This window comes from Streptomyces sp. NPDC005866 (assembly GCF_040629895.1).
Taxonomy (GTDB): Bacteria; Actinomycetota; Actinomycetes; order Streptomycetales; family Streptomycetaceae; genus Streptomyces.
Window position 1 is genome coordinate 286,685 of record NZ_JBEXWP010000001.1, and the last position, 12,635, is coordinate 299,319.

General features: G+C 70.7%; 14 protein-coding genes. 4 read left to right on the forward strand and 10 right to left on the reverse strand.

Annotated features, from left to right (window positions below; genetic code table 11):
- Positions 1-274 precede the first annotated feature (274 nt).
- Together ABZ396_RS01380 and ABZ396_RS01385 are read right to left on the reverse strand one after the other, a co-directional pair.
- Positions 275-736: a molybdenum cofactor biosynthesis protein MoaE gene (locus ABZ396_RS01380; RefSeq protein ID WP_358919236.1), complete on the reverse strand. Its 462-nt coding sequence runs from the start codon at positions 734-736 to the stop codon at positions 275-277.
- A gap of 216 nt (positions 737-952) precedes the next feature.
- Entirely contained in the window at positions 953-2,065 is a 1,113-nt protein-coding gene (locus ABZ396_RS01385) for an SDR family oxidoreductase (RefSeq protein WP_358919238.1), read from the reverse strand.
- A 192-nt stretch (positions 2,066-2,257) separates the two neighbouring features.
- Between ABZ396_RS01385 and ABZ396_RS01390 the strand changes: the two genes are divergently transcribed.
- Positions 2,258-3,685, forward strand: a complete 1,428-nt coding sequence (locus ABZ396_RS01390) for a zinc-dependent metalloprotease (protein ID WP_358919240.1) — start codon at positions 2,258-2,260, stop codon at positions 3,683-3,685.
- Complete coding sequence (locus ABZ396_RS01395) at positions 3,682-4,203, forward strand: NUDIX hydrolase (protein ID WP_358919241.1); 522 nt, start codon at positions 3,682-3,684, stop codon at positions 4,201-4,203. Before ABZ396_RS01390 ends, ABZ396_RS01395 begins: the two co-directional genes overlap by 4 nt.
- 78 nt (positions 4,204-4,281) lie before the next feature.
- Here ABZ396_RS01395 and ABZ396_RS01400 read toward each other — a convergent pair whose 3' ends face one another.
- From ABZ396_RS01400 to ABZ396_RS01415, 4 genes are all read right to left on the reverse strand, one after another.
- Positions 4,282-5,037, reverse strand: a complete 756-nt coding sequence (locus tag ABZ396_RS01400; RefSeq protein ID WP_358919243.1) for an AIM24 family protein — start codon at positions 5,035-5,037, stop codon at positions 4,282-4,284.
- Between the two features lie 17 nt (positions 5,038-5,054).
- Positions 5,055-5,735: an AIM24 family protein gene (locus tag ABZ396_RS01405; RefSeq protein WP_352219810.1), complete on the reverse strand. Its 681-nt coding sequence runs from the start codon at positions 5,733-5,735 to the stop codon at positions 5,055-5,057.
- An 11-nt stretch (positions 5,736-5,746) separates the two neighbouring features.
- Positions 5,747-7,402, reverse strand: a complete 1,656-nt coding sequence (locus tag ABZ396_RS01410) for a TerD family protein (protein WP_358919245.1) — start codon at positions 7,400-7,402, stop codon at positions 5,747-5,749.
- A 137-nt stretch (positions 7,403-7,539) separates the two neighbouring features.
- Positions 7,540-8,136: a M48 family metallopeptidase gene (locus ABZ396_RS01415; RefSeq protein ID WP_358919247.1), complete on the reverse strand. Its 597-nt coding sequence runs from the start codon at positions 8,134-8,136 to the stop codon at positions 7,540-7,542.
- Between the two features lie 226 nt (positions 8,137-8,362).
- Here ABZ396_RS01415 and ABZ396_RS01420 point away from each other — a divergent pair, with 226 nt between their 5' ends.
- The gene (locus ABZ396_RS01420; protein WP_358919249.1) at positions 8,363-9,568 is read left to right on the forward strand and encodes a TOMM precursor leader peptide-binding protein; all 1,206 of its coding nucleotides are present in this window, start codon (positions 8,363-8,365) and stop codon (positions 9,566-9,568) included.
- Positions 9,561-10,955: an AarF/ABC1/UbiB kinase family protein gene (locus tag ABZ396_RS01425; protein ID WP_358919251.1), complete on the forward strand. Its 1,395-nt coding sequence runs from the start codon at positions 9,561-9,563 to the stop codon at positions 10,953-10,955. The genes ABZ396_RS01420 and ABZ396_RS01425 overlap by 8 nt, the downstream gene beginning before the upstream one ends.
- 21 nt (positions 10,956-10,976) lie before the next feature.
- Here the strand turns inward: ABZ396_RS01425 and ABZ396_RS01430 are convergent, their stop codons facing one another.
- From ABZ396_RS01430 to ABZ396_RS01445, 4 genes are all read right to left on the reverse strand, one after another.
- Positions 10,977-11,189 (reverse strand): hypothetical protein, encoded by a 213-nt coding sequence (locus ABZ396_RS01430; RefSeq protein WP_358919252.1) that lies wholly within the window; start codon positions 11,187-11,189, stop codon positions 10,977-10,979.
- Between the two features lie 135 nt (positions 11,190-11,324).
- Positions 11,325-11,651 (reverse strand): hypothetical protein, encoded by a 327-nt coding sequence (locus ABZ396_RS01435; RefSeq protein WP_358919254.1) that lies wholly within the window; start codon positions 11,649-11,651, stop codon positions 11,325-11,327.
- The gene (locus tag ABZ396_RS01440) at positions 11,648-12,016 is read right to left on the reverse strand and encodes a WhiB family transcriptional regulator (protein ID WP_358919255.1); all 369 of its coding nucleotides are present in this window, start codon (positions 12,014-12,016) and stop codon (positions 11,648-11,650) included. The genes ABZ396_RS01435 and ABZ396_RS01440 overlap by 4 nt, the downstream gene beginning before the upstream one ends.
- A gap of 175 nt (positions 12,017-12,191) precedes the next feature.
- On the reverse strand, positions 12,192-12,512 hold the full coding sequence (locus ABZ396_RS01445; protein ID WP_358919257.1) for a hypothetical protein: 321 nt from the start codon (positions 12,510-12,512) through the stop codon (positions 12,192-12,194).
- Between the last annotated feature and the right edge of the window lie 123 nt (positions 12,513-12,635).

Here is a 12,635-nt window from a genome sequence, read left to right on the forward strand (position 1 = left end):
CGGAGTGGGACCTCTCCATGGCCTCGCGGAATCGCGCGTACCCGTCGAGTTCGGGCCCGTCGCTCCGTGCTCTCCTGGTCCGACTGGCCCAGCTGCCCCACAGACCGGCAGCGACCGCAGCCACAAGCGGAATCAGCAACCAGACAAGCGCCCCCATGCCGACCTCCCAACCCCATGAGCTTCCGCGACTGACTGATCAGCAGATTAATCAGCCGCACTGACAACGCTCACGCGGGGGGTACGGTTACGCAACCGGAAACCGGACACGGGCCCTTCAGCAGGCCCCGACCCATTCCTCCGTGCCATCCGAGAACTTCTGGTGCTTCCAGATGGGCACCTCGTGCTTGAGGTCGTCGATCAGCTTCCGACAGGCTTCAAAGGCGTCCCCGCGATGCGGACACGACACACCGACGACCACGGCGAGATCACCCACCCGCAGGTCCCCCACCCGGTGCACCGCGGCCAGCGCCCGCACCGGGTACTCGGCGGCGACCTTCTCGGCGATCCGCCGCATCTCGGTCTCGGCACTGGGATGACACGAATACCCGAGCGTGTCCACGTCGGCGCCCCCGTCGTGGTTCCGCACGGTCCCCACGAACAGCGCGATCCCACCGGCCGCGTCGTCCCCCACGGCCGCGAAGACCTCGTCCACGGAGAGCGCACTCTCCCGAATCCCGATCAGCTTGACGGGATCTTCGGCACCAAGCTCACCGGGGTGATCGTTCACAGCAGCCATACCCCCATCGTGCCGCAAGCCGGGGACCACGCGGAATACACCCAACACCAGGCACACACGCGTGCGGCTTGGAGACTCCTACCAGTTCCAGCCCATGACCACTACTTCCGGCCCATGACCACTACTTCCTGCGCGTGGTCACCACTTCCGGCTCGTGCCACCACTTTCGGCTCGTGCCACCACTTTCGGCTCGTGGTCACCACTTTCGGCTCGTGGTCAGATCCGCCGCCGGGCCTTCCGCGCCCGCCGCACCACCGCCGCCGCGCCCAGCAACGCGACTGTCGCACCCGCGGCCCCCGCGGCCGTCGCGTCCTTACGGCCAAGCCGCCGCCCGACCACGGTGTGCCGTCCGGCCACCTCCTCCAGCAGCTCGGCGAGGACCTCCTCATTGGTCCACCCCGGCCGCCACCCGGCCTCGTGCAGCCGGCTCCCGCTCACCACCCACGGATACATCGTGTAGGCGAGATCCCCGGCAGGCGACGGCGTCAGCCCGATCCGGTGCAGCCGGGCCGCGGCGCCGAGCGCCACCGCCGACGGCAGTTCCATCCGCCGGATCCCGCTGAGCTCCTCGACCTCCTCCTGCTCCAGCCATCCGTCGCAGCCGACGGCGAGTTCCCCGTCGACCTGCTCCAGCACGGCGTACTCGAGCGCGCTGCACAGGTCCTCGACATGACAGAACTGCCAGGCCGGCCGCGACCCGGCGACCACAAGCAGACGAGGCGACTCGAAATACCTGGTGAGCGCGGTGTCGGTGCCGCCGACGAGCACCGCGGGGCGCACGACGGTGACATTGAGCCCGGGGTGCGCGCGGGGCGCCCGGCGCGCGAGCCGCTCGATCTCCAGCAGGTCCCCCACGCCCGTGGCCTCCGCCGTGGCGCGCAACTCCGCGTCCTCGGACAACGGCAGCTCGTTGTCCGGAAGCGCGCCGTAGACCATCGCGGAGGTGCACAGCACCGCGCGGTGCACCCCGGCCGCGGCCGCCGCGGTCAGCACGGTCTGCGTCCCGCGCACGTTGTAGGCCGTACGAGCGGCCGGATCCGTCTCGAGATCCAGGTCGAGCGCGAGATGCACCACCACATCGGCCCCGCGGAGCTTGTCCGCAATGGCCGGATCCCGCACGTCGAGGATGTGCCACTGGGCGTCCGCGCACTCCCCGCGCCGCTCGTCGATGGCGATGACCTGCTTGATCTCCTCGGACGCGGCCAGCCGCTCGGTCAGCAGCGCGCCGACCCCGGTCGCGGCGCCGGTGACGGCGACGACGGGCCCGCGCACGGCGGCAAGGGTTGACGGGTTTCGCGCTGCGCGAACCTGCGGATCTGGGGAACTCACCGGGCGTCTCCAGCGGTTGTCTTCAGTACGAGCGTGAGTGACGCGTACGTACCAGGTGGCATCCATCCTGCCGCAGGCCGACTGTCGGCGAAGCACCGAGGCCCGATCGGGTCGGGGTGTCTACGCTGGGTGGTGTTGTCGGGCAGCCGCGCCGCCGGAGAGAACCGGTGGCCTTACCAGCCGAGGATTCCCGTGAGTGACACCCCATTCGGTTTCGGCCTTCCGCCGGAGGAGCCGGAAGACGGCGACGAGGGCAAGAAGAAGGACCAGCAGAGCGGTGGTGGGCAGGGACCGGCCAACCCGTTCGGTATCGGCACACCCGGGGCCGGCGGCTTCGGCGGCCCCGGCGCCGACAATCCGTTCGCTGCCATGTTCGGTTCGCTGAACCCCACCGACCTGGGCGCGGCCTTCCAGCAGCTGGGCCAGATGCTCTCGTACGAGGGCGGCCCGGTGAACTGGGACATGGCCAAGCAGATCGCCCGCCAGACGGTCTCCCAGGGCACGTCGGACGGCGTCAAGGACGCGAGCATGGGCCCCGCCGAGCGCACGGCGGTCGAGGAGGCCGTGCGGCTGGCAGACCTGTGGCTGGACGACGCGACATCGCTGCCGTCCGGTTCCGGCTCGGCCGTGGCGTGGTCGCGTGCGGAGTGGGTCGAGGCGACGCTGCCCGCCTGGCAGGAGCTGGTCGACCCGGTCGCGGAGCGGGTCGGCGCCGCGATGGGCGATGTCCTGCCGGAGGAGATGCAGGCCATGGCGGGCCCGCTGATCGGCATGATGCGCTCGATGGGCGGCGCCATGTTCGGCACGCAGATCGGGCAGGCCGTCGGCGTGCTCGCGGGCGAGGTCGTCGGCTCGACCGACATCGGCCTGCCGCTCGGCCCGGTCGGCCGGGCCGCGCTGCTGCCGGTGAACATCGAGGGGTTCGGCAAGGACCTCGGCGTGCCGAAGGAGGAGGTGCGGCTGTACCTCGCGCTGCGCGAGGCGGCCCACCAGCGCCTGTTCGCGCATGTGCCGTGGCTGCGCTCGCACCTGTTCGGCGCGGTCGACGGGTACGCGCGCGGGATCAAGGTCGACACGGCCAAGCTGGAGGACGTGGTCGGCCAGTTCGACCCGCAGAACCCCGAGCAGCTTCAGGACGCCCTCCAGCAGGGCATGTTCCAGCCCGAGGACACGCCCGAGCAGAAGGCGGCCCTGGCTCGTCTGGAGACCGCGCTGGCACTCGTGGAGGGCTGGGTCGACGCGGTGGTGCATGCGGCGGCGAAGCCGCGCCTGTCGTCCGCCGACGCGCTGCGCGAGACCCTGCGCCGCCGTCGCGCCACGGGCGGCCCGGCGGAGCAGACGTTCGCCACGCTGATCGGCCTGGAGCTGCGCCCGCGCCGGCTGCGCGACGCCTCCCGCCTGTGGGCCTCGCTGACCGATGCACGTGGTGTAGACGGCCGGGACGCGCTGTGGGCCCACCCGGACATGCTGCCGACGGCGGGCGATCTGGACGACCCGGACGGCTTCGTGCACCGCGAGCAGCTGGACTTCTCGGAGCTGGACAAGATGCTCGGCGAGGCGGCCCAGAAGCCCGACCTGCGCAAGAAGGACGACCAGGCAAAAGGCGACGACGCCGAGTGAGCCTGTACGACGACGCGGTCCTCGTCCTCAAGGGGTACGAGGGCCAGGAGGAGCTGCGCCAGGCCTACCTGGACCATCTCGCGGCGCACCCGGACGGAATGTGGAAGGCGTGTCACGCGGGGCATGTCACGGCCAGCGCGCTGGTCGTCGACCCCGAGCACGGCAGGGTACTGCTGACCCTGCACCGGAAGCTGCGGATGTGGCTGCAGATGGGCGGCCACTGCGAGCCGGGCGACGCGACGCTGGCCGCTGCGGCCCTGCGGGAGGCGACCGAGGAGTCCGGGATCCCGGGGCTGACGCTGCTGCCGGGCGGCCCGGTCCGCCTGGACCGGCACCCGATCCCGGTGCCGTGCCACTGGCACTTCGACGTCCAGTACACGGCCGTGGCCCCGCGGGGCGCCGCCCACGTGATCAGCGACGAGTCCCTGGACCTGCGCTGGTTCGCCTACGACGAGGTCGCGGAGATCGCCGACGGCTCGGTCGTACGACTGCTGGAAGCGACCCGCGCCCGGCTCTGATCGCATAGTCCGTGGAGGGGCCCCGCGCACGAGGTAAGGGCCGCCCATTTGGGCGGGCGCCCCTTACCTCGTGCTCTCTCAGCTCCAGACGTTCCCCTGGTTCGTCCCACGCGCGCCCTGCTGGCCCATCCCGAACTGGGCGGCGAGGCCCTGGCCGATCTGGGCGTTCTGCGGCGGGAGCAGTTCACTCGGCTGGACCAACGCGAAGCCACTTCCCATGAAGCTGAGCTCCCAGCCCTCACCGGTGTTCCCGCGACGCCGCCACACGCCCGAGGAATGCGTCTGGGCCTGCATCTGGACGCGCAGCCCGGTGGACCAGGCGACGATCGCGTCCGCGTCGCAGTTGACGTACTTGTCGGGCGTGACCTGCATCAGCAGCGGCGCGCCGGAGGTCATCAGGGCGACCTTGCCGTGGCCGGTGATGTTGAGTTGGTACTTCCCGGAGCCGGAGATGCCGTAGAGGCTGTCCACGGCGACCACCTCGTAGTGCAGCGAGGAGTCCATGGCGAGGACGTAGCCGCTGTCCACGGTCAGGCCGTCGTGCTCCACGTCCAGGACGTGGATGTGCTGGGCGAGGTTGGCGAGGTAGACCGTGCCCTGCCCGTGGCAGCGCATCAGGTCCAGTCCCTCGCCGGTGTACGCACGCGCGCGTGACTGCTGGTTGCTCGTGTACTCGGCGTCGAACTCGACGAGCCCCTGGTAGGCGACCATCGTGCCCTTGCGGGCGAGGATGTCGTCGTGCCCCTCCAGGACGACCCGCAGCATCTGCTTGTTCTGCAGGCTGTAGCGGTCCCGGGCCTGGGAGTCGTTGTGCGCGAAAAGCGGGCTCTGCATGATTCTCTGGCTCCCCCTCAGCCCCGGAAACGAAGGCGGTCGGTGCTGTCCTCGCTGGGCTGGACGACGACGATGCCCTGCCCGGAGAAGGCCATCTGGTATGCCTCGCCGCTCCCCCGGCCGATCAGGGACTGTGCCTTGAAGCTGCGCTTGCCCTTCACCTTGAGGTTCGGTGACCAGGCGACCAGCGCGTCCGGGTCGACGTATGTCTCGTCCTCGCCGCCGCCGCAGTCGACGACGATCGGCTTGCCCCGGGAGGTCAGGGCGACCCAGCCCTGCCCGGAGATCTTGGTGTTCCACAGGCCCTGGCCGGCGAACTTGGCCAGACCCTTCACCCGCTCCACACCCCACGTCAGATGGGCGTCGAAGGCGAGCAGGTTGGTGGCGTTGACGGAGATGCCGTCGCCGTTGAGGTTGATGACGACGACATCGGCGCCGTAGTCCGCGAGGTAGAGCAGTCCGTCGCCGGAGCACTTCATCAGGGGCGCGCCCTCGCCGGTCATCCAGTCACGGGCGATCTGGCGGACGGCCGGCGGGTTGGGCTCGTACTGGACGAAGCCCTCGTAGGCGACCATCGACCCCACGCGCGCGAGGAGGTCGTTTCCGGTCTGCATGGCGACCTTCAGCATGTGGTTGCCGTGGTTCTCCATGCGGGCGGTGACGGGTGCGGGAGCGTAGCCCGCGAGCGGCTGGTTCATGACGGGCTCCCTCAGACCTCGTACGGCTGAACGACGATGAAGTTGCCGGGGGCTCCCCGGAACTGCAGGTTGACGCTCTCGCCGGTGTCGCCCGGGTAGGCGTTGCGTCGCATCCGGACCTGGCTGGAGACGATCACCTGCGAGGCCGCCGACCAGGCGACCACCGCGTTGCAGTCCGCGAACGTCGTCGGGGTCACGGGCAGCACGACGGGCGTGCCGTGCGTCTTGACGACGATCGTGCCGGTGCCCTGGAACTGCATCGTGAACAGAGCGCCGCCGGGGATGCCGTGGCCCTCGACCCGGCGGACCTCGTACTGGAGGCCCTCGTCGAAGGCGAGGACGCTCTCGGCGGAGACACAGATCGCGTCGCCCTGGAGCTCGATGGGGTGCAGATGGGCGGAGTTCTCGGCGAGGAAGACCTGGCCGTGGCCGGTGCAGCGCATCAGCTGCATCTCCTGGCCGGTCGCGTTGCCCACGACCCGGCCCATGAAACCGGCGCCCTTGTAGCTGAAGTCGACCTTGCCCTGGTAGAGCACCATGCTGCCCTGCCGGGCAAGCACCGGCTGGCCGCCCATGCCCAGGTCGACCCGGACGAGCTTCTTGTTCTGCTGCGTCCAGCGCTGCCCGGTGGGCGTCTCCTTGAACTGCTGGAGCGCCGCGCCGACTCCGGCACCGCCCTGGGGAGCGCCCTGCGGGACGCCGTAGGTCTGCTGGCCGGGGACCTGCCCGAACGGCGGCTGCTGGCCGTAGCCCGGGGGCGCGGTCGGGATCTGGGGTGCCTGGGGGTATCCGGGCGGCGGGGCCGGGGCCTGCGGAGCCGCCGGGGGCTGGCCGTAGCCGGGCGGCATGGGCGCGCTCGGGGCGGGCGAATGGCCGTAGGGCGCGGGTGCCGGGGACGGGGGCGGCACGGTGCCGGGCGGGGTCAGCGGGGCGATGACGGTGGGCGCGCCGTGCACATTCGGAACCGGCGCGGGGCCGGGCGCCGGGGGCGGGGTGAAGCCCTGGGGGGCAGGTGCCGGGGCGGGCGCGGGCGCAGGGGCCGGCGCGGGCGCGGACGGGGCGCCGAAGGCAGGCGGCGCGAATCCGGGCGCGGAGGCGGCCTGCGACTGCTGCGGCTCAGGCGCGGCGGGCGCCTCCTCCTCCATCACCTCGCCGCCGAAGTTCTTCAGCAGCGCGTCCAGACCACCGTCGAAGCCCTGGCCGACGGCGGCGAAGCGCCACACGTCCTTCAGGTAGAAGTCACCCAGCATCACTGCGCGTTCTGTGGAGAACTCCGAGCCGTTGAAGGAGTACCGGGCCACCTCCTCGCCGCCCGCGACGATCCGGATGTATCCGGGCGCGACCTGGGACATCTGCCCGGCGCCGTCGATGGTCGCGGTGAACGCCAGCTTCTGGATCCGCGGCGGGATCCTGTCCAGCGTGACCCGGAAGGACTCCGTGTCGCCCGCCTGCGCACCCAGCAACTGGATGGACTCCTCGGGGGACTTCGGCTGGTTGAAGAAGACGAAGTACCGGTCGTCCGAAAGCCGTTCCTCGGCGTCCAGGCCGAAGCAGCTGATGTCGAAGGTCAGTCCGGGCCCGGAGATCTGCACACCTACGTACAGATCCGTGCCCGCCGTGAGGTCACTGATCCTGGCCTTGTGGCCGCGTTGGAATTCCCTGGCCATGCGTTACGACCGTCCCCCGTCCCGAATGTGAGTGCGTCGCGCCAGGCTAACGGCTAACTCGGACATCGGAGGAAGTCGGTACAGACCCGGTACACAACCGCGCTCGGCGGCTCCGAAGGGAGCACTTGCGGGGCGCGTCACTCACCGCGGGCGCCGGGCGCATGGGGCAATCGGTCGGCGGCGACCACCCCTTCGAGGTAGCCCCGGGCCCGCTCGGTCCGCGGAAACGCCTCCAGAAGCCGCCAGAAGTCGGGACCGTGCCCGGGCACCAGCAGATGCGCCAGTTCATGGCAGAGCACATAGTCGACGACATACTCGGGCATGCCCTGGAGCCGGTGCGAGAGGCGGATGCTGCCCTCGGCGGGGGTGCAGGAACCCCAGCGGGTGTTCTGGTTGGTGACCCAGCGCACCGAGGCGGGGCGGGCCCGGCCGTCGAAGTACTGGGCCGACAGCCGCTCGGCGCGCTCGGCCAGTTCGGCGTCGCCCAGCACTCGCTTGCTCTCCTGGGCAGCGAGTTTGTTGAGCATGACGGTCACCCAGCGTTTTTCCTCCGCCTCGGACATCCGGGCGGGGATCAGCACGACGGTGCGATCGCCCTCGCGGTACGCGGAGACCGTCCGGCGGCGCCGGGCGCTTCTGCGAACCTCGATCGCGCTCACCCCCAAGCCGCTGGGCGGCTGGCTTGTCATGCTGCGCTGTGGGTTTCCGGCACGGTGCAGTGGGTCGGCGGGCACGCCCCGACGTTACCCGCTGCACCTGGGGGAAGTCCCGGGTCCGGGACGGTTCGATGCCGATCCCCCACCATGCGTCTGATTTGTACGACGAATACTCACAGCCTGTGGACAACTTTCGACGCCCGCCGAGCGGGACGGGCATGCTGGCAGTCGTCGGCGGAGCGTGACCGGCTCCTCCGGCAGACGGGGATGTTCCATGACCTTGAGACAGCTACGGGGGCCTGTCATGCATCCGTTGGTGAAGCCCGCGCTCCGGCGCGGCTGGCGCGATCTCAACACCGTGCAGTTCGGGATGACCCCGGCGCACGCGGTGACACTCGGGCCGCTGGACACGGCGACCGGCAGCTTTCTGGACCTGCTCAACGGCACCCGGGGGCTCGCGCTGCTGCGTCAGGAAGGGCGGCGCATGGACCTGCCGGACGGGCATGTCGACGCGCTGGTGGAACGGCTGTCACGAGCCGGGCTCGTCGACGACGCACGCGGCGGCGGGCCGGCGGTGGAGGCGCTGCGCGAGAAGCAGGAGGTCCTGGACCGGCTCCGTCCCGATCTTGCCTCGCTGTCCCTGATCACTCCGGAGCCGGGCGGCGCGATCGGCCGGCTGGCGGCCCGGCGTGCGCTGCGGGTGCAGGTGCGGGGCGCGGGCCGGGTCGGTGTCACGCTGGCCGCGCTGCTGTCGGGCGCGGGTGTCGGCGAGGTCGATGTGCGCGATGTGGGCCGCGTCCAGCCGTGGGACGTGGCACCGGGCGGGCTGCCCGCGGAGGCCGTCGGCGAGCGGCGGGACGAGGCCGCGCGCAGGGTCGTCCGCCGGGCCGCCCCGGACCGCCCACCGCGCCGCCCGGACCCGGCCGCGGAAGAACCCGGCCTCTCCCTGGTGGTCATCGCCCCGCGCGACGACGTCCTGGTGCACGCCCCTGACGCGCGCGCCGCCGAACCGCTCATGGCCTCCGGGACACCTCACCTCTACACGGGGGTCGTGGAGGGCACCGGCGTCGTCGGTCCGCTCGTCCTGCCGGGTGGGACTGGCTGCGCCGGCTGTCTGCACGAGCACCGTACGGACCGGGATCCGGCCTGGCCACGCCTGATCGCCCAGTGGCGGTCCGGGCAGTCCCGCCGGGTGGGGGCCTGCGATCTGACGCTGGCGACGGCCGTGGCCGGGCTGGCCGCCGCTCATGCCCTGGCCTTCCTCGACGGAGAGTCGCCGTCCGGCACCGGAACACGCTGGGAGGCGTCCGTGCCGGCTCTGCACTGGCATGCGCGGCCGGTCTGGCCGCACCCCGCATGCCCCTGCGGAGCGGCGGAGAAAGCTGAGGTGGAACACTCCTCAACCAACGGGGCTCCACACGAGACAATGGTGGTGCAACGGCCGTCGGCAGGGCGACGAGAGCGCACGGACGCCGCACGGCCGACTGGGACTTGGAGGGCGCATGTCTGATCTTCCCCGGAAGGCGGTCACCCGGACCGCCAAGCTCGCCGCGCTCCCGCTCGGCATCGCAGGCCGGGCGACCTGGGGTCTGGGCAAGCGCATCGTCGGCGAGTCCGCAGAGATCGTCGGCCGGGAGCTGCAACAGCGCACGGCGGAGCAACTCTTCAAAGTCCTGGGAGAGTTGAAAGGCGGGGCCATGAAATTCGGGCAGGCCCTGTCCGTCTTCGAGTCCGCCCTCCCCGAGGAGGTCGCCGGCCCCTACCGGGCGGCCCTCACCAGACTCCAGGACGCCGCGCCGCCGATGCCGACCCGCACCATGCACGCCGTGCTCGCCGACCGTCTCGGCGAGGACTGGCGGGAGCTGTTCCTGGAGTTCGAGGAGAAGCCCGCGGCGGCGGCCTCGATCGGCCAGGTGCACCGGGCGGTGTGGCACGACGGTCGTGCGGTCGCGGTCAAGGTGCAGTATCCGGGAGCCGGCGAGGCCCTGCTGTCCGATCTCGGGCAACTGAGCCGCTTCGCCCGCCTGTTGGGTCCGCTGATCCCGGGCATGGACATCAAGCCGCTGATCACGGAGCTGCGCGACCGGGTCTCCGAGGAGCTGGACTACGCCCTGGAGGCGCAGGCCCAGGCGGCGCACGCGGAGGAGTTCGCGGACGACCCCGATGTGGTGGTCCCCGCAGTGGTGCACCAGCGCGAGCAGGTCCTGGTCACGGAGTGGATCGACGGAATACCGCTCTCCGAGATCATCTCGGAGGGTACGCAGGAACAGCGCGACCGGGCCGGGCAGCTCCTGGCACGGTTCCTGTTCTCGGGTCCGGCCCGCACCGGCCTGCTGCACGCCGACCCGCACCCGGGAAACTTCCGTCTGCTGCCCGGTGGGCCAAAGGACGAGGAGGAGTGGCGCCTGGGCGTGCTGGACTTCGGCACGGTCGACCGCCTCACGGGCGGCCTGCCCACCCCGATCGGCGACTCCCTGCGGATGACGCTGGACGGTGATGCCGAGGCGGTCTACGAGTTGCTGTGCGCCGAGGGATTCGTCAAGGAGACCATAGAGCTTGACCCCGACGCCGTCCTGGACTATCTGCTGCCGATCATCGAACCGGCACAGGTCGACGCGTTCACCTTCACCCGCAACTGGATGCGCAGCCAGGCGGCCCGCATCGCCGACCCCCGCAACCCCGCCTACCAGCTGGGCAGACAGCTCAACCTGCCGCCGGCCTACCTGCTGATACACCGGGTGACCCTGAGCACCATCGGCGTGCTGTGCCAACTGGGCGCGACGGTACGGCTGCGGGAGGAACTGGAGGCGTGGCTGCCCGGGTTCGTGCCCGAAGAGACCGAAGAAGCGGGGGAAGAAGAAGCCGAGGAGACCGAGGCGGCCGTAGAGGTGCAGTAGGGGCCGCAGCAGGCGCGGTGATCACCACCAGGACGAGTCGAGCCGGCCCTCGATCGCTCTGAGGTTGTCCCTGGAGCAGGTGTCGCAGAAGAACTGGCGGACGCCTCTCTCCACGGAGCAGGTCCAGGTGGTGGACTGGGGGCCGTGGGCCGGGGCGCCGCAGCGGGCGCACACAAGAGGGTGGGGCTCCGTGGCGGAACCACCGTGATCACTGCCTCCGGGAAGACTCGTCACCCGGCGACGATAACGCCGCGGCGTGCGGATCCGAGGGCACAACGCACCGCGGAGGCCGGTCCGTTCGGCCGGACCGGCCCCCGCGGGTAGCTTTCGCCTCCTCAGCCGGGAGGCCACCGCTTCAGGTGCTCGGGATTACTGCATGACGGCCATGGCGAGCGCACGGCGGGCGCGCATCGAGGCGCGCTCGGCCCGGCGCTGCATCCGGCGAGCGGTCGCCAGGCGCACGGCCCGGCGTTCCCGCTCGGCCTCGTGCAGTCGCTCGCGCATATGCGCACGAGCCAGGGCTTCTGGGATGAGTTGCATCTCGCGGGTCCTGTTCTGACGCGAGCCGGTAGTCGTACCGGCGGTGGTGAAGTCTGGGATCGCGGAGCCTGTGGGCTCGCTGGTGGACGGCTTCATCGGGGCCTGTTTCCTGGGGTCGTGCGTGAGGGGGCGGTCGATCGTTCCTTGGATGTTCATGCCATGACCGGGTTCTTGCGCGGGCGGCCACGCGGCCGCTTGCGGGCGACGACGACACCCTGGACGAACAGCTCGCCACCCCAGACACCCCAGGGCTCACGCCGCTCCTTGGCACCGGCGAGGCAGGCCTCGACCAGCGGGCATGTGCGGCAGAGGGACTTGGCGTACTCGACGTCCGCCGGCGACTCGGCGAAGAAGACCTCCGGGTCGTAGGAGCGGCAGGGGACGGGCACGCCGAGGTTCTCGATGGCGTCGTCGAGCGCGGTGAGCGCGGTGAGCGGAGTCAAGGTGGAGTCCTCCGTGAGGCCGGGCGGGGGGATCGTTTCGGAAGGCGGTACGGACGGGGCGTGCGCTTCGAGTTGCACGGGGTGTTCTTCCTCGTCTGGTCGTTCCGGTCCGGTTGGACCGGTTGGCGGCTGGTACCGGGTTCTGCTCTTGCCCCGAGGCCCCTTCGCCCGTCTGTCCCTGTGGTGGGGACAAACAGAAGGGCCGCGGATCCCGGATGGGGTTCCGCGGCCCTGAAGGCGCCGGCCTGATCGATCAGGCTGGATCACTCCAGGGTTCTGGCCCACGGAAGGCCCACATCAGGTGGTGCTGCGTCGTCTGCTTCCGGCTTCCGGCACCGGCTGCCGCAAAGGCATAGGCCTGGGCCTGTGCCGCTACTGCTTCCAGTGCCTTGGTCGGTCGCTCATTGCGCTCACGGACGGGAAGACCCGCCAGGGAAACGGCGGACGCCGGACGCACGGCAGGAATGCCGGACAGACCGGTGCCCAGGTTCGAGACGCCGAGCATGCACACGGAGACGGCCGAGAGATCGGTCATTTTGGCCGCACTGATGTTGCTGGTCTTGATGGTGATCACTGGACTCGCCTCCTCTCGGCGTCTAGGGGACTGGGATGACCAGTCCGCTCGGGTATGCAAGTACAACACGGAACCGGGCCTTCGAGAAGGCCGCCGCTTCCGTGCCTAGAACCTATGGGGATT